The organism is Thiomicrorhabdus indica (genome assembly GCF_004293625.1).
GTDB lineage: Bacteria > Pseudomonadota > Gammaproteobacteria > Thiomicrospirales > Thiomicrospiraceae > Thiomicrorhabdus > Thiomicrorhabdus indica.
On the sequence record NZ_CP033040.1, the window covers coordinates 2,470,525 to 2,495,813 of the forward strand.

The 25,289-nt window shown below is 41.5% G+C and carries 23 protein-coding genes and 2 tRNA genes; 8 read left to right on the plus strand and 17 right to left on the minus strand.

The window, feature by feature from the left end:
- The first annotated feature begins 17 nt into the window (after window positions 1-17).
- Window positions 18-560 (plus strand): hypothetical protein, encoded by a 543-nt coding sequence (locus tag D9T12_RS10820; RefSeq protein WP_130538186.1) that lies wholly within the window; start codon window positions 18-20, stop codon window positions 558-560.
- A 42-nt stretch (window positions 561-602) separates the two neighbouring features.
- On the opposite strand, the gene modC is transcribed toward D9T12_RS10820, so the two are convergent.
- The 5 genes from modC to doeB2 all read right to left on the minus strand — a co-directional run bounded on the left by modC (window position 603) and on the right by doeB2 (window position 5,427).
- Window positions 603-1,673 (minus strand): molybdenum ABC transporter ATP-binding protein, encoded by a 1,071-nt coding sequence (gene modC / locus D9T12_RS10825; protein WP_130538187.1) that lies wholly within the window; start codon window positions 1,671-1,673, stop codon window positions 603-605.
- The gene (gene modB / locus D9T12_RS10830; protein ID WP_130538188.1) at window positions 1,670-2,365 is read right to left on the minus strand and encodes a molybdate ABC transporter permease subunit; all 696 of its coding nucleotides are present in this window, start codon (window positions 2,363-2,365) and stop codon (window positions 1,670-1,672) included. The genes modC and modB overlap by 4 nt, the downstream gene beginning before the upstream one ends.
- A gap of 104 nt (window positions 2,366-2,469) precedes the next feature.
- Window positions 2,470-3,234, minus strand: a complete 765-nt coding sequence (modA, locus tag D9T12_RS10835; RefSeq protein WP_130538189.1) for a molybdate ABC transporter substrate-binding protein — start codon at window positions 3,232-3,234, stop codon at window positions 2,470-2,472.
- Between the two features lie 156 nt (window positions 3,235-3,390).
- Window positions 3,391-4,194 carry a TOBE domain-containing protein gene (locus D9T12_RS10840; protein ID WP_130538190.1) on the minus strand — a complete coding sequence of 268 codons (804 nt, stop codon included), beginning with the start codon at window positions 4,192-4,194 and terminating at the stop codon, window positions 3,391-3,393.
- A gap of 54 nt (window positions 4,195-4,248) precedes the next feature.
- Window positions 4,249-5,427 carry a N(2)-acetyl-L-2,4-diaminobutanoate deacetylase DoeB2 gene (doeB2, locus tag D9T12_RS10845; RefSeq protein WP_130538191.1) on the minus strand — a complete coding sequence of 393 codons (1,179 nt, stop codon included), beginning with the start codon at window positions 5,425-5,427 and terminating at the stop codon, window positions 4,249-4,251.
- A gap of 260 nt (window positions 5,428-5,687) precedes the next feature.
- Between doeB2 and D9T12_RS10850 the strand changes: the two genes are divergently transcribed.
- Both D9T12_RS10850 and D9T12_RS10855 read left to right on the plus strand, forming a co-directional pair.
- Entirely contained in the window at window positions 5,688-6,314 is a 627-nt protein-coding gene (locus D9T12_RS10850) for a response regulator (RefSeq protein WP_130538192.1), read from the plus strand.
- 109 nt (window positions 6,315-6,423) lie between these two features.
- The gene (locus D9T12_RS10855) at window positions 6,424-8,682 is read left to right on the plus strand and encodes an EAL domain-containing protein (protein ID WP_165395100.1); all 2,259 of its coding nucleotides are present in this window, start codon (window positions 6,424-6,426) and stop codon (window positions 8,680-8,682) included.
- Window positions 8,683-8,751: 69 nt separating this feature from the next.
- On the opposite strand, the gene D9T12_RS10860 is transcribed toward D9T12_RS10855, so the two are convergent.
- The 4 genes from D9T12_RS10860 to rsmD form a co-directional block, all read right to left on the minus strand.
- Window positions 8,752-9,219 carry a hypothetical protein gene (locus D9T12_RS10860; protein WP_130538194.1) on the minus strand — a complete coding sequence of 156 codons (468 nt, stop codon included), beginning with the start codon at window positions 9,217-9,219 and terminating at the stop codon, window positions 8,752-8,754.
- A gap of 241 nt (window positions 9,220-9,460) precedes the next feature.
- Window positions 9,461-10,108 (minus strand): peroxiredoxin, encoded by a 648-nt coding sequence (locus D9T12_RS10865; protein WP_130538195.1) that lies wholly within the window; start codon window positions 10,106-10,108, stop codon window positions 9,461-9,463.
- 216 nt (window positions 10,109-10,324) lie between these two features.
- Window positions 10,325-10,810 (minus strand): pantetheine-phosphate adenylyltransferase, encoded by a 486-nt coding sequence (gene coaD / locus D9T12_RS10870; RefSeq protein WP_130538196.1) that lies wholly within the window; start codon window positions 10,808-10,810, stop codon window positions 10,325-10,327.
- A gap of 67 nt (window positions 10,811-10,877) precedes the next feature.
- Window positions 10,878-11,546 (minus strand): 16S rRNA (guanine(966)-N(2))-methyltransferase RsmD, encoded by a 669-nt coding sequence (gene rsmD / locus D9T12_RS10875; protein ID WP_130538197.1) that lies wholly within the window; start codon window positions 11,544-11,546, stop codon window positions 10,878-10,880.
- Between the two features lie 284 nt (window positions 11,547-11,830).
- On the opposite strand from rsmD, the gene D9T12_RS10880 reads away from it, so the two are divergent.
- A complete protein-coding gene (locus tag D9T12_RS10880; RefSeq protein ID WP_130538198.1) occupies window positions 11,831-13,705 on the plus strand; it encodes an ATP-binding protein in 1,875 nt (624 codons plus the stop codon).
- 219 nt (window positions 13,706-13,924) lie between these two features.
- Window positions 13,925-15,712 carry a bifunctional ornithine lipid synthase OlsF gene (olsF, locus tag D9T12_RS10885; RefSeq protein ID WP_130538199.1) on the plus strand — a complete coding sequence of 596 codons (1,788 nt, stop codon included), beginning with the start codon at window positions 13,925-13,927 and terminating at the stop codon, window positions 15,710-15,712.
- A 90-nt stretch (window positions 15,713-15,802) separates the two neighbouring features.
- Here the strand turns inward: olsF and D9T12_RS10890 are convergent, their stop codons facing one another.
- Together D9T12_RS10890 and D9T12_RS10895 are read right to left on the minus strand one after the other, a co-directional pair.
- Window positions 15,803-17,131, minus strand: coding sequence for a M16 family metallopeptidase (locus D9T12_RS10890; protein ID WP_130538200.1), 1,329 nt, complete (start codon window positions 17,129-17,131; stop codon window positions 15,803-15,805).
- Window positions 17,132-18,562 (minus strand): M16 family metallopeptidase, encoded by a 1,431-nt coding sequence (locus tag D9T12_RS10895; protein WP_240693182.1) that lies wholly within the window; start codon window positions 18,560-18,562, stop codon window positions 17,132-17,134.
- Window positions 18,563-18,758: 196 nt separating this feature from the next.
- Between D9T12_RS10895 and ftsY the strand changes: the two genes are divergently transcribed.
- The 3 genes from ftsY to D9T12_RS10910 are packed head-to-tail and all read left to right on the plus strand — an operon-like array spanning window position 18,759 to window position 21,464.
- The gene (ftsY, locus tag D9T12_RS10900) at window positions 18,759-20,033 is read left to right on the plus strand and encodes a signal recognition particle-docking protein FtsY (protein WP_130538201.1); all 1,275 of its coding nucleotides are present in this window, start codon (window positions 18,759-18,761) and stop codon (window positions 20,031-20,033) included.
- A 17-nt stretch (window positions 20,034-20,050) separates the two neighbouring features.
- Window positions 20,051-20,866: a hypothetical protein gene (locus tag D9T12_RS10905; protein ID WP_130538202.1), complete on the plus strand. Its 816-nt coding sequence runs from the start codon at window positions 20,051-20,053 to the stop codon at window positions 20,864-20,866.
- On the plus strand, window positions 20,853-21,464 hold the full coding sequence (locus tag D9T12_RS10910; protein ID WP_130538203.1) for a transglycosylase SLT domain-containing protein: 612 nt from the start codon (window positions 20,853-20,855) through the stop codon (window positions 21,462-21,464). Before D9T12_RS10905 ends, D9T12_RS10910 begins: the two co-directional genes overlap by 14 nt.
- 107 nt (window positions 21,465-21,571) lie before the next feature.
- Here the strand turns inward: D9T12_RS10910 and fabB are convergent, their stop codons facing one another.
- From fabB to D9T12_RS10940, 6 genes are all read right to left on the minus strand, one after another.
- Window positions 21,572-22,792, minus strand: a complete 1,221-nt coding sequence (gene fabB / locus D9T12_RS10915) for a beta-ketoacyl-ACP synthase I (protein WP_130538204.1) — start codon at window positions 22,790-22,792, stop codon at window positions 21,572-21,574.
- 3 nt (window positions 22,793-22,795) lie between these two features.
- A complete protein-coding gene (fabA, locus tag D9T12_RS10920) occupies window positions 22,796-23,311 on the minus strand; it encodes a 3-hydroxyacyl-[acyl-carrier-protein] dehydratase FabA (RefSeq protein WP_130538205.1) in 516 nt (171 codons plus the stop codon).
- 120 nt (window positions 23,312-23,431) lie between these two features.
- A tRNA-Thr gene (locus D9T12_RS10925) sits at window positions 23,432-23,507 on the minus strand.
- Between the two features lie 25 nt (window positions 23,508-23,532).
- Window positions 23,533-23,608 (minus strand) — tRNA-Thr (locus D9T12_RS10930).
- Between the two features lie 67 nt (window positions 23,609-23,675).
- Window positions 23,676-24,461, minus strand: a complete 786-nt coding sequence (locus tag D9T12_RS10935; protein ID WP_130538206.1) for a type III pantothenate kinase — start codon at window positions 24,459-24,461, stop codon at window positions 23,676-23,678.
- Between the two features lie 3 nt (window positions 24,462-24,464).
- Window positions 24,465-25,178 carry a biotin--[acetyl-CoA-carboxylase] ligase gene (locus tag D9T12_RS10940; RefSeq protein ID WP_165395101.1) on the minus strand — a complete coding sequence of 238 codons (714 nt, stop codon included), beginning with the start codon at window positions 25,176-25,178 and terminating at the stop codon, window positions 24,465-24,467.
- Window positions 25,179-25,289 lie beyond the last annotated feature (111 nt).

Consider the following 25,289-nt stretch of genomic DNA (forward strand, 5'->3'; position numbering starts at 1 on the left):
CTATTTCGTAGAGAACTATGATGAAATCTTTAAAACTTCGTCGAGGCTTTGTTATGCCAAGTCAATTTACCAGCCCTGCTAACCGTCGCCACAAAAAGAAATTACTCTTGTGGGTTATTGCGACGCTTGTTTTATTGGCTCTACTTGCAAGCTTGCAAGGTTGCAGCCAGCAAAGCAATCACCAAGCAACCCTTTGGCCCATGGATAAAACTTGCGACTTACATAAAGAAAGCTGTACTGCAAAGTATGAAGGGGCAGAAGCCACACTTAAAGTCTCCCCGCACCCTATTCCCATCGCTCGACCTTTAGGAATTGAAGTTGCCTTAAACGGACTCAACCCGACCTCTGTCCAGCTAGACATTTCTGGAATTAATATGTACATGGGATATAACCGAGTACCTCTTAAATCTTCCAAACCCAACCACTGGGTCGGAACCTCAATGCTTGCGTTTTGTACCGCTGAAAAAATGGAGTGGCAAATTACATTAATGCTGAAAATGGCGGATGGCAAAGAAGTACAGATTCCATACTTTCTAGAAACCGTGAATCGAGCTCCCTAGAAAAACTTTTTAGTTAATGAATCAGAGATTCAACAAACACCTCTATTCTGCGAGGACCACCGACTTAATTAAAGCGAATAAAGTCAATCCTTCCACAATACCCAATCGACTTGCGGAGTGCTCGGTTATCTCCGCAAACAACTTCTGACCATCCTGTAATTCAAGTCGTACCAGTACACGGTGATTTTCTTGCGGCAATAGTTCAATGACCATAGCAGGCAAATGATTAATAATACTGAGCTGTTCAGGATCGGAAAGCGCTAAGGAAACGTCTCTCGCCAAAACTCGCACACGCACCATCGACTTATTCAAGCCACCTAAATCCGACAGCCACAACGTATTATTACCCATTTGAACAGGGCGCAAACCTTGCTCAATCGGCATAGGCTTCCCTTGCAACACTGACACCGCACCTTCATCATCAAACAAAGGTGAATCAACGCGAGAAAGTGCTTTTTGTAGGCTTTCAACACGCTCAATTTGACCCTTCGCCATAAACACAATGTTCGTTGCCAAACGTTCTACTTCCGCCGGAGCATGGGTAATATACAAAACTGGAATTTGATAAGCCGACACAATGTCTTCAATCAGCGTCAGCATCTGTGCCTTAGAACGCCAATCCAATGCAGAGAGAGGCTCATCCATGCACAGCAGGTCAGGACGTGTCAGCAAGGCACGAGCAATTGCCACACGCTGCTTTTCTCCACCAGAGAGAAAATTTACACCGCGTTCTAATTTATCGGCAATGCCAACACGCGTTACAATTTCATCAAAGTCAGCAGGAGAAACAGACTTAGGCAATCGTTTGACCGAATACATAAGGTTTTGCTTTACCGTCATATGTGGAAATAATGCCGCATCCTGAAATACAAACCCAATATTACGCTTTTGCGTTGGCACGGCTTTGGAGCCATCCTGCCAAATGACATTACCAAACGTTAACTGACCGGTTGTTTTTTTATCTAATCCACTAATCGCTCTTAGCAAAGTCGATTTTCCAGACCCCGACCGGCCAAATAACACTGTCACGCCTTCCAGCGGTAACTCAAACTCACCTGAATTTAGTTCAAAATTCCCTAGTATCAGCTGAAGATTACCCTTTAGCCTAGTCATCCAATCTTCACTCCAAAACGTCGATTAATACCATAAACTAACATCAGCACGACCAAAGAGAAAATCAACATAATCGCTGAAAGCACATGCGCTTGATCGTATTCCAACGATTCGACGTGGTCAAAAATATCAATGGAAACCATTCTTGTCTCACCAGGAATATTTCCTCCAAGCATCAACACCACGCCAAACTCACCAACAGTGTGAGCAAACGTTAATGTTGCGGCAACCAAAAAACCTCGTTGCGAGAGCGGAATCACAATCGTAAAAAACCGATCAATGACATTGGCTCGCATTGTCGCCGCGGCATCGAGCAATTTCTGTGGTACCGCTTCAAAAGCATGCATTAATGGCTGCACTGCAAAAGGCAGTGAATAAAACACCGAACCAACAATTAACCCCTCTTTGGTAAAGGTCAACTGCCCTTCAAACCCAAAAAACCGTAAAAACTCAGTGACATGGCCATTAGGATTTAAAATAATGAGCAGATAAAACCCGAGTACTGTCGGCGGCAATACCAAGGGCAATGCAACCAAAGCCTCCAAGACAATTTTCGACGAGTGTTGCATTCGCGCCATCCACCAAGCCAGTGGCGTTCCGATTAATAGTAATATCGCCGTCGTCCAAGCCGCCACTTCAAGCGTCAACCAAATTGGTTGTAAGCTGACTTCTACACCAAAAATTTCTATCATCTGTTTACCTACAAAAAACTCGGCTGATCGCCGAGAAAAGAATAAAGACTTTGCCAAAAATTTTGGACAAAAACTTTATTCAGGGGGAATAACTATGGTTGGAATTAGGGGGTACTATAGCCGTATGCGTGAATAATCTCTAGCGCTTCAGAAGAACGAATATATTCCATAAACGCTTTAACAGCGGTATTCTTCTCACCACGTTTTAACACCAGAGCACCTTGTTTAATTGGCTTGTAATCTGCTTGCGGCACCACCCAGTACTGGCCTTTTTGGTAAATAGGACTTTGTGGGTCAACAATTTGCGAAAGAGCAATGAAGCCAATCGGTGCATTGCCAGTTGCTACATACTGGAACGCATGAGCAATACTCTCGCCATTGACGATTTTGCTCTTCACCGCATCATACAACCCTTTAGATTTCAAATAAGCTTGCGCTCTTTCGCCGTAAGGAGCAGTCTTCGGGTTAGCAATAGCCAAGTGGTTAAACTCAGCTTTTTTCAAAACTTCAGTCGGTTGTTCGGCAACTGAGTATTTCGCACTGTAAAGAGCAATCTGTCCTTGCGCATAGACAAAATAACTGGCTTCAATCCCCAAACCGTCTTCAATGGTTTTCAAAGGCCGACGTTCATCCGCGCCAAAAAATGCATCAAAAGGCGCGCCATTTTTGATTTGTGCATAGAGCTTTCCGGTCGGCCCAAACGAAAACTTTACTGTGTGACCAGTTTCCTGTTCAAACTTCTCGCCAATCTGCTCAATCGTTTTGGTAAAGTTCGCAGCCACCGCTATAGTCGCGGTTTCTGCCAAAGCTACTCCCGAAATGGCAACTCCTAACCACATTGCGAACGCGCTACTGAATATCTTTTTCATCACTCTCTCCTAAATAAATATATAGTAATATGTAAATTGGTATATATCGATAACTATAAAAAAACCGGACTTTACCGGCCGGTCAAGTTAGTTATGCTTTGCATAATTCTTTAACACGCGCCTTCTCATTCTTGAAAAGGAGCTTATTTTCATCAATTAATCAGCCACCGCTAACAGTACATGCGAGGCCTTAACCAGAGCACAGGCTCGGCCGCCTTTTTTCAAGCCCATCGCTTCCACAGAACCATTCGTCACAATAGCAGAAATTTTATTTCCGCCTTCTAAAGCAATCGTCACATCACTATTCACAGCACCGGCATCTAGCTGAACGATCTCTCCGCAAAATTGATTGCGTGCAGACGTTTTACAACCTTCCATTTCTTCAGCTAGCAACACCCAACTCGCTTTAATCAACGCATAAACATCAGAACCTGCTTCTAAATTTAAACGCTCCAAACTTGAAGGGGTTATTTGTGCAACCACTTCAGTCGACTTACCGACGGATAACACCACTTCACAATTAACTGAACCGGCCTGTATGCTTTTCACGGTGCCATGAAATAAATTACGAGCACTGGTTTTCATTGAAATCTTCCTCATGACATCTAATTGAGATAACACTCCCGGAGAGAGTTCTTCCAAATGACGCATCCAATGTTGCATTTGGTCTTGAAATAAAATGTAAGCATTCATTAACTGCTTGCCGGCATCCGTCAACAACATTCCCCCACCGCCAGCACCACCTTTTGAGGCATTGACTAACTTTACACCGGCAGCTTCATTCATAGCCTCAACCGCTTGCCATGCTCCCTTATAAGTCATTCCACAGGCTTTAGCCGCTTTGGACAGTGAACCCAAAGAATCAACTTTTTTGAGCAACTCTAAACGACGCTGTCCTGAGCGCGTCTGTTTGGAACCCAGTAAAAAAGATTGGACTAAATGTTCAGGAGAATCATTCACAAGCGTTATTCCATAAGATACACAACGAGATTATAGAGAGGCTTTGTATTGCTTTCAAGCCTTTTTCGGAACATCAACACCCACAATTTGGCAAAAACTTCGCATTACCAACTCCAGAAGGTGATCATTAAACTGATAATTGGGATGATGACAAGCATATTGATAGGCTTGGGCTTCTGAATCAGCCATGCCAATTAAAGCAAAAGCCCCCGGTCTTTCACGCAGATAATAACTGAAATCCTCAGAGGCCATAATCGGTACTGCCATATCGACATTTGAGAAACCTTCGCCCAATTCATTTTGTAACACTTTCCGAAAATGACCGGCCGGTAAAGCGTGATTAATCGTCGCTGGATAGTAAGGCTTAATTTTAACCTGTGCATGCACACCATAGGTTTTGGCTGTATCTTCTGCGATTTGTTCAATTAATTGCGTTAAAGGCTCATACCATTGGGGCTCTGAAAATCGTAAGCTTCCAGCCAAACGGGCTGTTTGAGGCGTAACATTGGACGCTGAGCTGTCTGTTTCAAACTGAGTAACACTCACCACTGTCGCAGCTTGCGGCGGCATTCGTCGACTAACAATCTGTTGCAAATTCAAACTAATCGCTGCACCTGCCAGCAGTGGATCACGGCAGGTTTCAGGCTGTGAAGCATGACCTCCAATTCCCTCAAGTTGAATTTCAAAAGCACCGTTACCCGACATGACCGCGCCATCGGGACAAACCGCAGTACCAAATTCCATTGCTGGCCAATTGTGCCAGCCGTAAACTTCATCGACTCCCTCCAAAGCACCGTCTTCAATCATTTTCAAGGCACCATGGCCACCTTCTTCTGCCGGTTGAAAAAGAAGCGTAACGGAGTTTGTAAGCTGTGATTCATTCTGTTTAAGCCATAATGCTGTACCAAGCAAAGCGGCCATATGTCCGTCATGGCCGCATGCATGCATTTTCCCTTCAACAGTGGAAGCGAACTCTACCTCTGATGTTTCCTCAATTGGAAGCGCATCCATATCTGCACGAAGCGCAATATTCTTCCCACCTTCTTGTTTCATATTGGGCGCAATGACACCAACTGTTCCAAACGTTGCACAAGCTCGCCATTCAATACCCCAGTCGGTTAAGACCTGACGAATACGCTCTGCGGTATTTTCTTCTTGCCAAGTCAACTCAGGGTGCTGATGAAACCAATGACGCATCTGGGTTGCAACTTTTATTATTTCCTGCCACTGCATAACTCTTCCTTAAACGATTGCTTTTCCAATACTTGCCATTGTAAAGCCTTTCTCTAAATTGAAGAACGCCATCTCAATTCAATAAACCTAAATATTAAACGAACAAAACGAATAAAACGCTTGATACATCCAGAAAAACCTTTATAATTCGCTCAAAAATAGATTAAATACTTATAAATCGAACAAAACGATTTAATTTTAAGAAAGACTTCCTTTGAGTCTGCTAGAATCTCATCAAATTACTTTGAAGCGAGTTTCTCATGAACCCTACTCATCAAAACGAGTACGTCAGCACTCAAAAAGCTTGTGAAATTCTTGGGGTTTCGAAAACCATTGTTAAACGCCTTGCGGATAGTGGTGAACTCGAAACTTGGAAAACGCCGGGGGGGCACCGTCGAATTCGTTTGGATTCGATTAAGAAAACGTTGGAAGAAAAACATGGTGTCGAAGAACATCTCTCTTCCAAAAACGCCAAACTGAGCTCTGCGCAGAAAAAAGCGGTATCAGTAATGGTGATTGATGACGATCCCGTCATCCAACAGCTGTTTATCAGCTATGAAAAAAACTTTGGGATTCCTATGCACTTGACTCAAGCATTCAATGGATACGAAGGGTTGATTAAGGCCGGAGAAAAATCGCTGTCGATTATTTTTGTCGACATCAATATGCCTTATATGAATGGCTATGAAGCAATACACGCTTTACGCCGTTTCAAAAATTTAGAGCAAGCGACACTGATAGCAATAACGGCTGAACCGATTCAAAGTATTGATCGAAATCAATTGCCTGATGACATTGTGTTACTTGATAAACCACTAAATCCTGATGTGATTAAAAAGTTTATAGATTACGAGTTTCAATTGATAAACCAGAAAAATGGTGCATAACCTACTCTAAATAGAGTGGGAGCTTGCCAGTCGAAATTCATGGTTCTGACTTTTTAAGCACACAACTTACGAATAAACAGTCATGACTCACCTTTCGACAAAAAGTTTTATGCAATCTGCTGCGCTAATCATGCTCATCTATAGCGCGCTTTTCGTAGTTTTACTCTTTATTACTCAAAACTTTAAACAACAAAATAATGTATTTAACATTTCACAACTACACTTCGAAAGCAAAGCCTCAGAACGGTTAGAAACCATCTACCGTTTTTTTAACGGTTTTAAGCCGACTTTAAAAAGCATTGAATCTAATTCTCTATTCCAAAACTACATTGTTAAGGGAACAGATAAAGCGGCTGTAACCGAAACATTTTTATCAATACAGAAATCATTAAATTGTGTCTCCCGAATTAGCTTTATTGATGCATCAGGCAACGAGCAAATCTCAGTCGTTGGGCCTGCAACTCGATACACACCCAAATTACTCAACCACTCCTATTCTATTCCTAAGTCAGAAATGAGGAACCTTGCAGACCAACCTTTTTTTCAAGAGTTCATCAAATTACCCTCAGGCGAAATTGGTATCTATAAAATAGAGAACTCGCAAGCCCCTACGAAAGGAAAAGCATCCAAACCTCCAATGACTCGGTACGGCATGCCGGTCTACTCACAACAAAAATTAAAAGGCATTTTAATCATTGATGTCTGTCTAAAAGACTTCTTAAACTTGTTTTCAAAGACGACGCTTTATCATATTTATTTAATGAATAATAAAGGTACGTTTATTCTTCACCCAGAGAACCTGCATTCTTTGAGCAAGAGTCCTAACCACCCTCTCAATGTGACCGATGTATTCGAAGAGGATATCGCCAATCAAATTCTTAAAAGCCAACAATACTTTGACAATGCAATCTATTCCCAAGCCTTTCATATCAACGATAATCAACAAGATCAATACTATTTGCTATTAAAGGCTAAGTACTCAAATGCAAGCAATTTCAGTCTTCAGTCTTACGAAGCGGTTGCGATTAGTCTGGTTTTAGCCTTATTGCTCACTCTGCCCGTCGCTTACCGCCTTACTCGTTCACAACAAACGGTCATCGAAAAATTAGACCAGTTTGCACATGTCGATCAACTGACACAACTACCTAATAAAAACAGTTTGCTTGAAGACCTTCAACACCATCAGCAAGCCGATATCATTTTGATCTCAATTGATCACTTTTTTGAACTCACCAAAGTTTACGGCTACAGCAAGATCGACGAACTAATAAAATGTTTTGCGATGCATTTGAACAATTACTGTGCCCCAAACCATTGTCATAGCTACCACATAGGCAGTGAGCAGTTTGTATTATTATTTGAATCAAAAACAGAAGTAGATGTCAGTGAAACGCTCAACTCAATAAAAATGATTCTAGAGTCAAAGCCTCTACTTGCCTCAAAGCATACTGAGCTCGATATTACACTCTCCATGGGCATTGCGCATTTTGATCATAAACACAACACCCCACTAGATACTCTGCTAGATGCTGAACGATCGCTTTTTGACGCACGAAAAATGCAATATGCATTTCTACCACCAGATAACAACTCATTATTAACCGAACAAAATGACCAGAAAAACATATGGTTGCTACAGCAAATCCGTTTAGCGGTAAAAGATAGTTCTGTAGAAGTGCATTATCAGCCGATGCAAAACGCACAAACCGGAGAGGTTTATAAATTTGAAGCATTAATGCGTCTTCGTGACGATCAAGGGAAACTGCTAATGCCATCAGAATTTATGGCATTCGCAAAAGCGACTCAATATTATCCACAACTCAGTCAACAGTTGATTTGTAAGACGATTGAAACTCTGTCACGTTTGCCAAAGTCCGTAAATATCTCAATCAACCTCTCTGCTATTGATATCAAACATCCAGAGGTGATGAATACCTTAATTGCAGAAGCAACCAATAAACAAGTGATCCAACAATTGGTACTTGAAGTTGTGGAATCAGAAGATTTAGGAGACCTTCAAGAAATACTACAAATCGCTAAGACGCTTCACAATCTTGGCTTCCAACTTGCCATTGATGATTTTGGTTCTGGTTACGCCAACTTCCAAAATATTATTCAGCTAGCCCCTTATTTCAGTTTTTTAAAACTGGATGGAACCATTGTCACACCTTGTTTGCATGACACACACTACCATCAACTCATTCAATCTATTATAAAAATGGCAAAAACTTTACAGCTAAAAACTATTGCCGAATTTGTTGAAAATGAAGCCATTCAAGATGAGTTAACGAAATTGGGAATTGATTACCATCAGGGCTACCATATTGGCAAACCCAATGCATTGATTAAAAGCACTCATGACATCTAGATAATTAAAATATGCTACCGGCCGGTAACATATTTTAATGTCATTGGAACTCTGGCAAGTGGAATCCAGTTATTTCTGAGCCTTTATCCATGCTTGCAAAGCTTCAGCATTATCAAAATACTCAACCGATTCAACATATAAGTTATTCAGTTTCATTGCAGTCACATGGTCTTCTTTTTTCGGCCAACCTTGCAACTGTGTTTCATCATTCACGACCGCCATGCGGAAGCTGTAATCTTGCATTTTCGGAATCGCGAATAATTTGGTAATGAATCCAGGCATAGCGGAGACATCGGCAATGTAAAGTCCACCAACGGCTTCTACATCGGTAATTTCCAAGGCTTCAAGCGATTCTTTTACCGCTTTACCAGCCGCTTTTTCACTGGATAACAGCACCCATTTGGTTTGTGGGGTTAGCTCAATCGTTTGCTCATTGGCGTCTTGAAACTGAGTCGCAGGTAAAGTTTGTATTTGTGCTTGTACCGCAAAAGCACTCAAACCCAGTGCGACGCCTAAAAATAAAGAACGTAATTTCATAAATACTCCAACCTTTCTAACTTGAAAACTCGCTAAGACACAGCGAAAAAGATTTTTGTCGAGAAACGTAGCGGAGTTTACTCTCAGTAAATGAACAACGTCTCGCAGAAAAAAGTCTTTTGCAGCCTACACGAGTAGAGTTTGTCTATACAAAAAAACCACAGCCTTATTGAAGACTGTGGTTTTTAATCTGCTCACAAATCCATTTGTGATAACTTTTCTAAAGCATCCAAATCGCTAATTACAGAGATTTTGTGCAGAAGTAGAAGTCTTTACACTCATACTCGCCAGATTCCATACGAGCTTTGGCTTCTTCAGCCGTCGCAGCTGGAGGAACGATGACCTTGTCACCTTTGCGCCAGTTTTCAGGCGTTGCACAAGCATTCGCATCAGAAGTTTGCATCGCTTCTACCAAACGAACAAACTCATCAATTTGACGACCGTTTGACATTGGGTAGTAAACCATTGCACGTAGAATACCTTCTGGGTCAATAATGAACGTTGCACGAACGGCTGAAGTATCTGCTGCACCAGGGTGAACCATACCGTATGCTGTTGCAACTTTCATATCAAGGTCAGCAATAATTGGGAATTCGATTTCAACACCGAAGTTTTGCTTAATGTTTAGTTCCCAAGCAATGTGAGAGTGGTGAGAATCAATTGAAAGACCTAAAAGTTCACAATTCATTGCATCAAAATCCGCTTTACGGTTTTGGAAACCAATGAATTCAGTTGTACAAACTGGAGTGAAATCCGCTGGGTGAGAGAAAAGCACTAACCACTTCCCTTTGTAATCTTCTAGTGTTTTACGACCGTGAGTAGTCACTGCGTCGAACGCTGGAGCTGGTGCATTTAATTGTGGTAGACCTGTGTTTGTCGTAACTTCCATTTATTTTCTCCTAAGAAAGATGATGGGATAAATCAAACTTCAATTGTGACTAAGCTCGCTAGTCATTGAATTAATTAAGTAATGCATAGAATAACCAAATAGCCAACTATCGTCTAATTGAACTTTTACAAGACAGTAATAGCAATTTTCTATCACACTTAAAAAATCAAAAGTTTATAACTATTTAAAAACCCTGTTTATTTACCGGCCGGTAAATTATTCGCTGGCGTGCTTGCTTAACAGTGCTTTGGAAACTTGTGGATGGACAAACTCTGAAATATCCCCCCCCAAAGCCGAAATTTCTCGAACTAAAGAGGACGAAATAAACGAATACTGTTCGGCCGGTGTCATAAACATGGTTTCCACTTCAGGCGCCAGTTTGCGATTCATCGACGCTAGTTGAAACTCATACTCAAAATCCGAGACCGCACGCAAACCACGCAACAACACGTTGCCCTTCACTTCACGTACAAAATCTACCAACAAGCCATCAAAGCCGACCACAACCACATTCGGCATATGTGCCACGACAGTACTAGCTAATGCTACTCTCTCTTCCAGAGAAAACAAAGAAGTTTTATTACGATTATTTGCCACTGCAATAATTAATTTATCGTAGAACCGCGCAGCACGTTCAATCAAATCAAAATGCCCACACGTAATCGGGTCAAAAGTTCCTGGGTAAACCGCAGTAATCGACATTTTTTCTCCTACTTAATCTTCTCTTCTTTTGAAAAACAATGACAAATTGTCACCGGCCGGTAAAAAACTAATCACTCGCTTTACAAACAAAATATCCATAGCGCACTTGCGAGGTGGTTTTCTCTTTTTGAATTTCCCAACCGGCCGGTAAACTAGGTAACTCTTGAGATTTTTCTTGTTCTAAATACAAAATACTCTTCGAATCCACATAGCCATTTTCAAACAGTTTTTGCAAAATTGAGGGCAAAAAATCTTTATGAAATGGAGGATCTAAAAAAACCAGATCAAATGCTTTAGCTATCGGCTGCTCAAGCCAATCAAGCGCATCAGCTTGGAGCATATTTACTCGTTCACCAGACACATTTAAAGTGTGTAAATTTTGCTCTAGCTGGCTGGCAACCTTCGGTGAAAACTCCACAAACTGCACAAAAGCAGCTCCTCTTGATAAAGCTTCGAGTCCCAAAGCCCCCGTGCCTGCAAACAAATCTAAACAGCGTGCGCCGGGGACATCGAATTGAAACCAGTTGAAAATCGTTTCTCGTACACGATCTGATGTCGGACGCAAGCCTTCAGACACCAGTACTGGCAATTTCCGGCCGCGCCAATCGCCACCAATCACCCTTACCTGTCCCTGAGATGAGTGAACACCCAAAACATTTTTAGTCGACCGTTTACTTTTCGATTGAGAAACCTGTTTGCTGTTGCGAGTATTCTGCCGGTTTTTTTTTCGATTCATAATCATTTAACTTATTAATTTCAAAGAGCTTATTACGACAATCGTAAAAGCATACTATTAACCTTAGCGACTCAATTTACTGCGTTTTAAGTCAGTAGCTGTCGAAAATTCTAACTCGATTCGGTATCAACTTAAAAACTCCACCGTTCAGCGGCGCCGAACCTGTTTAAGCGATTTCGAACCTAAACACCACTCTTGATTCCAGTGAATTTCTCTAAATTAAGTTTTACACCAACAAAAATTGTGTGATATTTTGTCTTAAGCTTTTAAACCCGAGATAGATTGTGACGCACTTTAACTCAGAACTTGAAAAACTCGCTCAACTTGAGACGGAAATTAAATCCAGTCAAATTCAGATAGTGTTACACAACGCAGTTCAAAGTGCTTTCGGAAATATTTTTGTTGGCCTTGTTTTTGCGCTCTTCTACACACACTATACCAACCAGTCCGTTAATATTTGGCTCTACACTTGGCTAGCAGCAATGATTGGTGTTTCCGTCACACGCTGGTTACACAGCGAACATTTACAATCCAAGTTTAGTGATCTCAAATCTGAACACGATGTGGATATAGAAACACAAACCGCTTTCCAGACACAACACAAGGCGCACCAATACCTGATTGATTCGTCTTCAAAACATTATTTGCTCATTCTGTTGACTGCTGGCCTGTGGGGTTTTGCCAGCGTTGCTTTCTTTTCAGAACATCCCATAGGGCAAACCGTTTTGATGGTCTCTATCGCAGGAATTGCTGCGGGAAGTCTCTCATCACTTTCTTCTATTAAAGAACTCTTATTCACCTTTATCGCCTTAATTCTAATTCCTTTAGAATTCCAGCTCTTTTTCTCTCATGGCGAACAGAGTCTAGCGTTTGCCATTATGTTACTGTTATTCATGGCATTTATTATTAAAACCGGATTGCAACAACATCAATTAATTCTCGAAACGCTCACGACAAACTTTGAAAATAACCAATTAATTACCGAACTGACCATTGCCAAAAACGTCGCAGAAGAAGCAGTCACCGTAAAATCGAATTTTCTGGCTACGATTTCACATGAACTACGAACACCTTTGAATGCCATTCTTGGCTTTACCAATATCCTCAAACAAAAAGAAACTGATCCACAAAAATTGTATTTTCATGAAGTCGTTGATGAATCAGGTCATCATTTGTTGAGCATTATTAATGATATTCTTGACTTAAGCAGAATTGAAAACCATCAAATCCAAACACAGCAGCAAACGTGTGATATTACTGAAGTCATCAAATCTGTACTGGATAAACACCGTAAACAATACGAACAAAAATCTATTGAGGTGTTGGTGCACAAAAACACTTCTATCCCATCAAATTTAGAATTGGATGTTGCACATTGGAAGCAGATTCTCAATAATTTGCTGTCAAATGCCCTAAAATTTTCTCACCAAAATACCAAAGTACGAATCGAATTGGAGTATATCCCAAGCACCCAAATGCTCGTCACACACGTAGTAGACCAAGGAATAGGGATTTCTAACGACCAACAAAAAAAGATTTTTGATGCTTTCACGCAAGCTGATTCAAGTTCTACTCGCCAATACGGTGGCTTGGGTCTAGGGTTAACAATTTGTCATCACCTAACTCGCTTACTTGGCGGCCACTTCTCTCTCCAGAGCCAAATCGGTCAAGGTAGCACTTTTACCTTTGATGTTCAGGCCAACGCAACTTCTGATGCACCAGAACCAGAGAAAAAACCACTTCCAAATTCAAAAATATCAGGCCACGTTCTCATCGTAGAAGACAATCTTACTAATCAACTACTTATGAAAAGTCTGATCGGTAAATTAGGCTTAACATTTGATATTGCTAATGACGGTATTGAAGCTGTCGAATATTTTGAGAACAACCACTACGATGCCATTTTAATGGATGAGAATATGCCTCGCTTGAGCGGAACTGGAGCAACCGAACAAATTCGGCAGATTGAAGCGCAAAAGTTTCTGAAACGAACGCCTGTCATTGCCGTCACCGCAAACGCCAGCGACTTGGACCGAGAACGTTTCTTCAAAGCCGATATGGATGATTTTATTGCCAAGCCTATCAATATTCCTAAATTATGTGAATCCCTTCGTGGCTTTTTAACTCCAAGTGAAGAACTTACAAACAGTAAGTCTTAAACACTCACAGCTGCACCACAAAACTCAGATTAAAATACACCACCAATTTTATTTACTGAAATCAAACGCCCCTCATCCTTACATCTATTATTGCCTGCAAGCTCGACCTCAGATTTTGTCACTTGGGTGTCAAAAGAGTTTCATGCTTCTTTCACCTAAGTTTTCAACGAATTATTGATAATCGCTAGAAATAATAAGTCAAAAACCAGAGCGTGAAAAATGATTCATATTCAAAATGCAATTGATGAAAAGTGGCCTAACCTAAAAAACAAGCCAATTTACCCGCTACTCATCAAGCTGCTTAAATCGCTCATGCATGAAAATGAAATTAACGAATTTATGCTCACACATCAACATCTGAATGGCTTTGCGTTTTTAGACCAAGTTCTCGAACATTTTGATTTCAGTTATCAGGTCAATTACAAGCAATTGCAATCCATTCCAGCAGAAGGCCGAGTAATTATCGTAGCAAACCACCCGATTGGCTCACTTGATGGACTGGCATTATTAAAACTCGTTCGCTCAGTACGCCCTGATGTCAAAATCGTTGCCAATGATTTACTGTCCAAGATTACCCCTTTGCAAGAAGTATTTTTGTCGGTCGACAATATGGGAGAGAAAGGCTATAAAAGCCAACTTAAGGCAATGCTTAGTGCCTTGCAGTCTGAAGAAGCCGTGATTATTTTCCCAGCCGGTGAAGTTTCACGAATCCGCCCAAATGGCGTTCGTGATGGCAAATGGAAAGCAGGGTTCTTAAAACTTGCTGAAAAATCCAATGCACCGATTTTACCCATCCTGATTGATGCGAAAAACTCTCAGATGTTTTATGCCCTTTCCATGCTATACAAACCGCTTGGCACCTTAATGCTGGTGCAAGAGATGTTTAATAAAAAAGCCCAGCAAATCGAGTTTCATATTGGCAAGCCAATTCCACAAAGTGCGATTGCTACTTGGCCAACGAAGGGCAAAACCCTAGCGAACCAATTTCGAAAATATCTCTATCGTTTAGCCAAACCGAAAAAACTGGCCAAAAAACCCTTTATTGCAACACTTGAAACCATTGCACACCCTGTCGAGCGAAAAGCCCTAAAGAATGCCATTCAACTGGGTCAAAAGCTTGGTGAAACTTCAGATGGGAAAATGATTTATCTATTTGACTATGATGCCCAATCGCCGGTCATGCAAGAAATTGGCCGTCTGCGCGAATTCACATTTCGCAGTGTGGAAGAAGGTACTGGAAAGCGCTTAGATTTAGACGCATTTGATGTGTTCTATCAACATTTAGTGCTTTGGGATGCACAGGATTGGGAAATCGTTGGTGCTTATCGTTTAGGTAACTGTGCAAAAATTTTACAACAACATACCCCACCTATCTCCACCGAAGAATCTTTACCGGCCGGTAGTCTTTCTTCCAATCAAGCCTTACCGTTCTACAGTGCAACACTGTTTGAGTTTCAAGAAGAGCTCCTAAAATATCTTCCAAACTCCATTGAACTCGGTCGCAGCTTTGTGCAACCCAAATATTGGGGCAAACGCAGCTTGGACTATTTATGGTACGGTATTGGCGCTTATCTAAAACAACACCCAGAAATTCACTATTTATTCGGTCCTGTCACTCTAAGCAACGCTTATCCCGTCATGGCAAAAGAGATGATTGCCAGCTTTTATTTAAAACAATTTGGTGACTACCAATCTTTGGTCAAAGCAACACGTCCATTCGATATATCAGCGAACACACATGAAATTGCAGATGCAGAATTTATTCAGGATTACAAAGAAAGTTACAAAAAGCTGAATGCCCTACTCAACTTGCAAGGCGTAAAAGTACCCACTTTATTTAAGCAGTATTCAGAATTGTGTGAAGACAAAGGTTGCCGTTTTATTGATTTTAATATCGACCCTGACTTTTCCGATTGCATTGATGCCTTTATTTTTGTTGAACTCGACAAAATCAAAGCGAAAAAACGCGAACGCTACATGGGAGAAATTTCGGTCGGTGTAGCGTAAAGAACCGTGATATGTAACTGTATTAATTCTCTGCTAAATTCACTTTCAAAAGTCGCAGAGAATTTGTTCAGCTCTACCAATAGTGCACAACTATTCTGGTTCTCCCACCATAACCGTTAGCATTTTTTCAGGTTGAATATGCTTGCGCCAAGCTTTCAAGACCTGTTCCTTGGTAACCTTTTCAACTTGTTTCGGGAACCATTCCAAATAATCCAACGGCAAATCGTAAAAACCAATCATCGAAATATAACCGATGATTTTCCCATTGGAATCAAAACGAAGCGGCCATCCACCAATAATGTTTTCTTTAATGGCCGCAAAACGCTCATTGTCAAAATCTTTTAAAAAGTTTTCCAGGGTCTCTTCAACTACTTTTCTCGCCTCAAAAGCACGAGCATTCTGCGTGGATAGCCCGATAATAAACGGGCCATTTTGTTTCATTGGTGCAAAGTAACTGTAAACACTGTACACCAAACCTCGTTTTTCACGCACTTCTTCCATTAAATAAGATCCGAAACCACTGCCACCAAACAATTGATTTCCAACAAACAGTGGAATGTAGTCTTCATTGCCACGTTCAATTCCTAGTTGCGCCAAATGATAATACGTTTGTGTCGACTTAAAATCTTTCTTTGCAAGAACCGGTTTGGATAACCCTTTAGGTTTTGGAATTGGTTGCAGTACCTTATTCGACTTTGGCAAAGCAGCACTTAACTGCTCTGCAATCTGCTGCGCCTGCGATTTGGAAATTTTACCGACAATCGCAATCACTGCATTTTTCGCGTTGTAGTGATCTTGATAAAACTGCTTAAGCTGCGCAACGTTGAGTGCTTGCAAGGATTCAGGTTTGCCGACCGTAGGATGTGCGTATGGATGATCACCATAAAGCGCCTCCCACAATAGATCGGAAGCCATACTTTGCGGCTTAACGGCCTTCTGTTTTAAAGAGGTTAAGAGGCGCTGACGCTCGCGTTCAAAAATTTTCGCATCAAACTTTGGCTTAGCGAGGACTTCCATCAGAGTGCTAACCGCTTTTTGCTGAATTTCTGGTCGAGTCAAAGTTCGTAAACTGACCGTAGCGCTGTCTCGATTAGCAGAAACAGAAAACTGTGCACCAAGTGCGTTGAAGGCTTCAGCAAGCTGGTCTTCATTCATGGTTTGAGTTTCAGTTCCCAATAAATCACTGGTAAAACTCGCCAGCCCCAAAGCCGTTCCATCACGTGCAGACCCAGCTTCAAAGGTCATTTGAATATCTAGAATCGGTAGTTGCTGCGACTCTACGAACATCACTTTTGCACCTGCTTTGGTCTGCCAAGATTCGATATTCAAACCAGCAAACGCTGAACTGGAAAACAAAAAAACTGCCACAAACGAAACATGACCGATAAATGGCGCAAAGGTTTTTTTAAGTAAACTCATTTACAGCGCTCCTTTATCAGAATTGTTTTCATCAAGCAGAGCAACCTTACCGGCCGGTGGGCTTTCAGTCTTCGGAAATAAAACGGCTACCGTTTGCTTGTCACGATGCAGGTATTTTTTTGCCACCGCTTGGACTTGTTCAGGGGTGACCTTTCTTAAATTTTCCACCCAGTTGTCCAATAAATCCGCAGGCAAACCGACACTTAACAATGATCCAAGAACCGTCGCTTGTGATTGAATTGAATCCTGATGATAGATATATTGCGCCTCACTTTGCGCCAAAACTCGCTCTAACTCTAGCTTGGTAACGGGTTGCTGTTTCAACTTCTCAATTTCGGCCCAAATCGCTTCTTCAACATCTTTCGGGGATTTACCTTCTGCTGCCGTAGCAGAAAATGTAAACAAGGTGGTTAAACGATCCGTACCGTCATAACCTGCGCCTGCACCCACAACAACGTTGGCTTTTCGAACTAGGTTCTTAGCAATACGTGACGAATCATCACCATCCAAAATAGAGGCCAAGACACTCAATGCATAGACTTCTTGTTTTTCAGTATCCGTTTTGGCTGTCACCAAGGTTGGCGTATGGAAGCCCATGTAAACTTTAGTTAATTCAGTTTTCGCTTTTAAGGTGATCCGACGTTCGCCTTCTTGAGCAATCTCTATTTGAGGCTTTGGTGGAGTAATGGCTTCGGGCTCATAAACACCATAATATTGTTTGGCCAACTCATACACTTTGTCGGGTTGCACATCTCCAACCACAACTAAAATCGCATTATTGGGTGCATACCATTTTTGATACCAAGCACGAGCATCCTCTGCCTTCCAGTTTTCGACATCACTCATCCAACCAATAATAGGATGATGTGCTGGCGAGTTCATAAAAGCGGTCGCCTTGAATTGTTCATAAAGCTTACTACCGGGCTTATCTTCCACTCGCCAGCGTCGCTCTTCTGCAACAACATCCCGCTCCTTATAAAACTCCTCATCAGAGACTACGACGTTGCGCATACGGTCAGCTTCCAACTCCATCACACGCTCAAGGTGCTGTTTACCAACGACTTGGTAGTACGCCGTATAATCGGTTGAAGTGAAGGCATTTTCCTTCCCCCCCAAACGAGCAACAATTTTTGAGAACTCTCCAGGCTCATGGGTTTCAGTGCCTTTGAACATCATGTGTTCAAGCATGTGAGAAATTCCTGTATTGCCATTTTGTTCAAAATTCGAACCGATTTTATACCAGACCTGATGCACTACAACCGGTGAGCGATGATCTTGCTTTACCACCACTTGCATGCCATTATCCAATTGGTATTGTGTGACAACTGTTTCGGCGATGTGCTGACCAGTTTTTTGTGATGCCGTCCCCGAATGAGCCATTTGCCACGGCAAACAAACCGCCGCACACATCAACGCTACCTTTGCGATCATATTGGACTCCTAATTTCTTTTATATTGGTTTGATACTTCAAAACTTTCGATGAATTCTATTTTCTACCGGCCGGTTAATTCCGATTAAATTGCTTTATAATAACCGGCATTAATTTTTTCAATATCTGTCGTGTATTGTCATTATTGTGAATTCAATACACCACAGTATTAATAAAGACTGGAATAGGATAACGGAATGTTTGGTTTTTTTCGCCGAAATAAGAAGCAAGATGAAGCAACACAAGCAGAACAGCAAGAGTCACAAGAGCTAAATGAAGCGGTAACCGAAGCACCAACGTCTGCCCCGACTGAAACCGTTACCAAAGCCCCAACACCTCCTCCGACTGAAACCGTTACTGAAGCGCCAACACCTGCGCCGACTGAAACCGTTACCGAAGCCCCAACACCTGCGCCGACTGAAACCGTTACCGAAGCGCCAACACCAGCCCCAACTGAAACCGTTACTGAAGCGCCAACACCTGCGCGGACTCAAATCGTTCCCGAAGAAGAACCAAAGAAAAAAGGCTTTTTCGCTCGTTTAAAAGAAGGCCTAAGTAAGACTCGTAAAACTTTTACCGACAGCCTTGCAAACCTAGTGCTTGGTAAAAAAGAAATCGATGACGAGTTACTCGAAGATTTAGAAATGATTCTTTTAACTGCGGATGTGGGGATTGATGCAACCGACCGCATTATTCAAAACCTGACCGATCAAGTTTCTCGCAAAGAATTAAGCGACCCTCAAACATTAATTGCCTCCCTTAAAGTACAATTAAATCAAATTCTGGAGCCAATCAATCGCCCATTGGAAATTGACGAATTCCTAAAAACGACTGGTGGCCCGTACGTGATTCTTATGGTTGGCATTAATGGCGTCGGAAAAACCACAACAATTGGTAAACTCGCCAAAAAATTCCAGAATGAAGGAAAGTCAATCATGCTAGCCGCGGGTGATACTTTCCGTGCAGCAGCGGTCGAACAATTAGAAACTTGGGGCGAACGCAACAATGTTCCAGTGATCGCTCAAAAAACCGGAGCGGATTCTGCTGCGGTAATCTTCGATGCAATGCAATCTGCCAAAGCGAAAAACATCGATGTTTTAATCGCTGACACAGCCGGCCGACTGCATACACAATCGAATTTAATGGAAGAATTGAAAAAAGTGAAGCGCGTGATTGCAAAAGTGGATGACACAGCACCGCATGAAGTGATGCTTGTCATTGATGCAGGAACGGGGCAAAACGCATTGAACCAAACCAAGCAGTTCCATGAAGCCGTTGGCGTCTCAGGAATAACCCTAACCAAACTTGATGGTACCGCGAAAGGCGGCATTGTATATGCATTAGCGGAACAGACACAGGTTCCGATTCGTTATATTGGTATTGGTGAGCAAATTGATGATTTGCGCCCATTCAACAGTGAGGACTTTACCAATGCCCTTTTCACTCAAAATGAGACGGCTTCCAAAACATAGCCGGCCGGTAAAGATGTATGCGATTGCCTGAAATTGAAAATCCGCATTATCAACACGCTTTCAAGCGTGGCTACCGTCACGCGTTGAACGGTAAAGCTGTGTTTGATATGCCAACAGATTTTCGTCAAGATCAAAAAATGCGACACTATTTTGAAATGGGTTGGCAGCAGGCAAATGACCATTTAGCAATCCAACAAAAAGCTCAAGGCAAACCGAACTGGAAAAACCGAAGTATCTGGCTCGCCTTTATGGTGATTAGCGGACTTTTAACCGCCAAGCTAATGATTGATAGCTATCAACAAGAACGAGAAGAACTTCAAGCTAGAATATCCCCTCAGACAACCGACTTCTCCTCTGAAACACCAGCCAATACTCGAGATTTAAGACTGCTCAATGAAGAAGCCTATTCTGACCTGAAAAAAACAGCAAAAACCTTCGCGCAAACGCAAACGCTCAAGCTTCAACCAATCGTTGACAGTGAATTAATCATTGAAAAATTTGAACTCACAAGCTTGGCAAACGGCAAGAGCTATCCAGAAAGTAGCCTGATTCCTAAATTTGAACGACAACTAAAAGCGAATAGCCAAATCAAATCCCCTAACGAAGCAGAAATTTTAGTGCGCTGGATTTATGGCAATCAGTTGATTGACTCTCAAACTTTTGAGCTAGTGAAAGGCCTAAATCTTATACAAACTCAACAAGCAATGAGCAGTGCTCGACAAGGTAAATGGTTTATTGAATTTCTCACAAACAATCGCGTCATTCATCGACAGGAATTCAACTATGGTTTCAATGAAATCACTCATAAAAAAGTCCAAAATGAAAACTCTTAATCGACTAATTTTGATGGTTCTAACGGTTGGAATAGGGCTACTCAGTGGCTGTACCTCTAAACCACCGGGACAATCGTCTTTTTCTACAAAACATCCTCACAAAGCCTATTCAGAAGTGAGCCGTGAAAATTATGATAACTTATGTCTAATTTATCAACGACACCCTGACTGGAAGATTGCGGCTGAAACCTCTTATAAAAACTGGGGAACGCCAGCTTGGAGTCTACTGGCAATTATTCACCAAGAATCACGTTTTAAAGCGAATGCACGTCCGTCAGATACTTCTTCAGGTGCATTTGGTTATGCACAAGCCACAGATGCCGCTTGGTACGACTATCAGAAGCACACAAAAAATTGGGGCGCCAAACGGAATAATCTAATGCATGCCATGGATTTCATCGGATGGTACAACCATCAATCTTACAAACGTTTACGCATTTCCAAACACGACCCTTTTAAGCAATATTTGGCTTATCATGAGGGGCATACAGGTTATCAAAATCGAAGTTATTTAAACGAAAAATGGTTACCTGCGGTTGCGAAAAAAGTGGCCGTACGTGCTCGAATGTATGCAAAGCAAATTTCACAATGTCGTTAATCGATTAAAAATGCACCGGCCGGTATAAATTACAGGCATAAAAAAACCGGAAGGATTTTACAATCACTTCCGGTCTCATTAAAACGCGTTTGATTTAGCAGAGATCCTTACGCTTTGTACTTTTCAAATACGACTGATGCGTTCGTTCCACCAAAACCAAAACTATTACTCATAATTCGGTTCAGTCCAGCGTTATCAATACGTTCTGTCACAATCGGCATACCTTCACACTCAGGATCAAGCGTGTCGATATTAATGGACGGCGCAATGAAATCATTTTCTAACATCATCAAACTATAAATAAATTCATGAACACCAGCAGCACCTAGAGAATGGCCTGACATTGATTTTGTCGAACTGATTTTTGGAACCTTGTCACCAAAAACATTACGAATCGCAGCGGCTTCTTTGGTATCACCAACCGGTGTAGAAGTCCCATGAGGGTTAATATAGTCAATTGTTCCGTTAACTGTAGACAAAGCCATTTGCATGCAACGTTCTGCGCCTTCACCACTCGGAGCAACCATATCGTAACCATCAGAATTAGCACCATAGCCAGTGATTTCTGCATAGATTTTTGCACCACGGGCAAGAGCATGCTCCAACTCTTCAACAACAACCATTCCACCACCGCCGGCAATTACAAAACCGTCGCGGTCAGCATCGTAGGCACGAGAGGCCTTTTCAGGTGTGTCATTGTATTTCGTCGATAAAGCACCCATGGCATCGAATAAAACAGACATCGTCCAGTGAAGTTCTTCTCCCCCACCTGCGAAAACCACATCCTGCTTACCAAGCTGGATTTGTTCAACCGCAGTGCCAATACAATGAGCAGAAGTAGAACATGCGGAGCTAATGGAATAGTTAATACCTTTAATTTTAAAAGGTGTTGCCAAACAAGCGGATACAGTTGATCCCATAGTACGGGTCACCATATAAGGGCCAACGCGACGAACCCCTCTTTCTCTTGCAGTTTCCACAGCACCGGTTGAGTTCGAATTAGAACCACCACCAGAACCAGCAATCAAACCGGTACGAGGATTAGAAATTTGCTCATCAGTTAAACCTGAGTCTTCAATTGCCTGTTTCATTGCAATGTAAGAGTATGCGGCAGCATCACCCATAAAACGCAATTGCTTACGGTCAATGTGGTCTTTAAAGTCAAGGTTCTTAACGGCACCATGAACCTGTGAACGCAGGCCATTTTCGGCATATTCTGGCGCAGAAACAATACCAGACTGTCCATTTCGTAAAGACTCTGTCACTTCCTCTTTATTGTTCCCGATACTCGAAACAATTCCAACACCTGTAATGACAACTCTTTTCATAACTTAAAAACTTTCCGTATTGGTGAACAAGCCAACTTTTAAGTCAGCAGCACTGTAAATTTCACGACCATCAACAAATAGCTTGGCATCAGCCATACCCATGTATAGTTTGCGCTTAATGACACGCTTCATATCAATGACATATTCAACTTTTTTAGCAGTTGGTAAAACTTGACCATAGAATTTAACTTCACCAGAACCCAATGCACGACCACGGCCTGGGCCACCCGTCCAGCCAAGATAGAAACCGATCAACTGCCACATAGCATCTAGCCCTAAACATCCAGGCATAACAGGGTCTTCATTAAAGTGACATTCAAAGAACCACAAATCTTGAGTGATATCTAATTCTGCTTTAATTTGTCCTTTTCCATAAGCACCACCTTCTTCAGAGATGTGTGTAATTCGATCAAACATCAACATAGGTGGTAATGGTAATTGTGCATTACCTGGACCAAATAATTCGCCACGACCACAGGCCAACAGCTCTTCACGAGTATAACTAGATTGTTGTTCCATTCGGATTCCGATTTTTTTCAAATAAACTTTTGCATTATATCAGCTTGCATTCAATCAATACAATCCGAGCTTTAGATACAAAAAAAGCCTGTAACCCAAGAGTTACAAGCTTTTAGAAACTGGTGCCGACATCAAGACTTGAACTTGAAACCTACTGATTACAAATCAGTTGCACTACCAATTGTGCTATGTCGGCGACATGTCAAAATAGACATATAAAATGGTGCCGACATCAAGACTTGAACTTGAAACCTACTGATTACAAATCAGTTGCACTACCAATTGTGCTATGTCGGCATCTGGAGGCGTATTATAGGCAAAAATTTTAACCTGTCAAACGCTTTGCAAAAAAAAATTAAAAAATTTAAGATTTCACAGAGTCAACGATTCTTAGCATCCCTTTTAGAACTAAATCTTCTTCTAAAATCACATTGGAATCGATTAAATTCACAAAGGTTTTAGCATCACCTCCGGTTAAAAAGACTTTAAACTCAGTTTGCAGTTGAGCATTTAAATCTATAATAATTTGGTTGATAAATGCCGCTGTCATATATAAGGTGCCACCAAGAATTCCAGACTCTGTATTGGTGGCTAACAATGTTGACTGTGCATCGAATTCATCACTGGACTGATTAGGTTCCAAAAATAAATTCAAATCAGCTGTGTCTTTGGCCAATGCATTTCGAAGACTTGTTAATCCCGGAACAATAAAGCCGCCTAGATGCTTACCATCCCGAACCGCATCAACGGTAACAGCCGTACCAAAATCAATGACAATAAATGGAGAGGGGTTGCTTGTAGAGGTCAAAGACATTCCACCCTGCATAGCCATCCAACGATCAGAGCCTAGCAAGTGAAAGTCATCGTAACCACACTCTAAAGAGCAGCACGATTGTTGTGAACATAATTCAATAGGAAACAATTGCCATTTCGACTGGATAATATTCTTAATCGAATCTAGATTTTTTGCGTTGGCAACACAGCAATAATAAACTTGATCTACAGAACTCTCGAAATGGGCAAAGAAATGGCTTTCAGGATCTGCTAAAAAATCCGTCAGTAAAACACCACCATAAAATTGATAATCACTATTATCAACAACTGCCCATTTAATGCGCGAGTTGCCAATATCTAAAAATACTTTTTTCATAATCTAATTCGGTCTAATTGATACCGAGCCGGAACAATAGGTCTTTATGTTTCCACCTAGCTCTATTTCGACTTCTCCGCGCATGTTAACGCCTCGGTATACACCCTTAATTGGAGTGCCGCTATCATACACAATTACCGATTGGCCATCCTTGAATTTATCAAGTTTTTTGAAACTCTCCATAAAATACTGAAAGCCGTTGCTTTCAAAATTTTGAATATAGTCAAAGATGTTTTCCAATACAGAGATAAATACCAATTCTTCTGAACGCTTACATAACTGAATCGATGAAAAGGGATAATCTTTACCGGCCGGTAACCATTTAGTTTTTTGGTAAGAAATATTCATTCCAATACCAAACACCATCCAAGTTTTATTTTTTTCAATCTTTACGGATTCTATGAGAATACCAGCCACTTTACCATCGGTATTCCAGATATCATTGGGCCACTTTATCAGTAAACCCTGCTGAATTTGTTTGGATAAAGCCTCAATAACCGCTAAACCTATTACAGAACTTAAGCCAGCACAACGTTGAATAGGAAGCTGAATCGGCAAACAAAAGCTGAATGTCCAGGATTCATTATCGGATTCCCAAGCTCGTTGTTGTTGACCATAGCCTGCAGTTTGATGCTGTGTTATACAAACACTCCGTTCGGGTAGTTTTGCGTTGAATTTTGTTTTCAGAAACCGATTGGTCGAGTCAATTTCGTCCAATAAGTATGTCTTAAATTCTGGACATGAACGCGTAAGAAGGCGCTTTAAATCGTAAAATCGCATTGTGTGTCAGACACTTAATTTATATTGATTTTATTATATGTCCCGTCC

Coding starts and splice junctions, on each gene's coding strand:
- doeB2 (WP_130538191.1), bottom strand. CDS start 5,427: ATGCAGTGGCAGGAAATAATAAAAGTTGCAACCCAGATGCGTCATTGG.
- coaD (WP_130538196.1), bottom strand. CDS start 10,810: ATGTCGATTACTGCGGTTTACCCAGGAACTTTTGACCCGATTACGTGT.
- olsF (WP_130538199.1), top strand. CDS start 13,925: ATGATTCATATTCAAAATGCAATTGATGAAAAGTGGCCTAACCTAAAA.
- fabB (WP_130538204.1), bottom strand. CDS start 22,792: ATGAAAAGAGTTGTCATTACAGGTGTTGGAATTGTTTCGAGTATCGGG.
- D9T12_RS10905 (WP_130538202.1), top strand. CDS start 20,051: ATGCGATTGCCTGAAATTGAAAATCCGCATTATCAACACGCTTTCAAG.
- D9T12_RS10910 (WP_130538203.1), top strand. CDS start 20,853: ATGAAAACTCTTAATCGACTAATTTTGATGGTTCTAACGGTTGGAATA.
- rsmD (WP_130538197.1), bottom strand. CDS start 11,546: ATGAATCGAAAAAAAAACCGGCAGAATACTCGCAACAGCAAACAGGTT.
- D9T12_RS10850 (WP_130538192.1), top strand. CDS start 5,688: ATGAACCCTACTCATCAAAACGAGTACGTCAGCACTCAAAAAGCTTGT.
- D9T12_RS10860 (WP_130538194.1), bottom strand. CDS start 9,219: ATGAAATTACGTTCTTTATTTTTAGGCGTCGCACTGGGTTTGAGTGCT.
- D9T12_RS10855 (WP_165395100.1), top strand. CDS start 6,424: ATGCAATCTGCTGCGCTAATCATGCTCATCTATAGCGCGCTTTTCGTA.
- modB (WP_130538188.1), bottom strand. CDS start 2,365: ATGATAGAAATTTTTGGTGTAGAAGTCAGCTTACAACCAATTTGGTTG.
- modC (WP_130538187.1), bottom strand. CDS start 1,673: ATGACTAGGCTAAAGGGTAATCTTCAGCTGATACTAGGGAATTTTGAA.
- D9T12_RS10895 (WP_240693182.1), bottom strand. CDS start 18,562: ATGATCGCAAAGGTAGCGTTGATGTGTGCGGCGGTTTGTTTGCCGTGG.
- D9T12_RS10865 (WP_130538195.1), bottom strand. CDS start 10,108: ATGGAAGTTACGACAAACACAGGTCTACCACAATTAAATGCACCAGCT.
- D9T12_RS10935 (WP_130538206.1), bottom strand. CDS start 24,461: ATGAAAAAAGTATTTTTAGATATTGGCAACTCGCGCATTAAATGGGCA.
- D9T12_RS10820 (WP_130538186.1), top strand. CDS start 18: ATGATGAAATCTTTAAAACTTCGTCGAGGCTTTGTTATGCCAAGTCAA.
- modA (WP_130538189.1), bottom strand. CDS start 3,234: ATGAAAAAGATATTCAGTAGCGCGTTCGCAATGTGGTTAGGAGTTGCC.
- fabA (WP_130538205.1), bottom strand. CDS start 23,311: ATGGAACAACAATCTAGTTATACTCGTGAAGAGCTGTTGGCCTGTGGT.
- D9T12_RS10890 (WP_130538200.1), bottom strand. CDS start 17,131: ATGAGTTTACTTAAAAAAACCTTTGCGCCATTTATCGGTCATGTTTCG.
- ftsY (WP_130538201.1), top strand. CDS start 18,759: ATGTTTGGTTTTTTTCGCCGAAATAAGAAGCAAGATGAAGCAACACAA.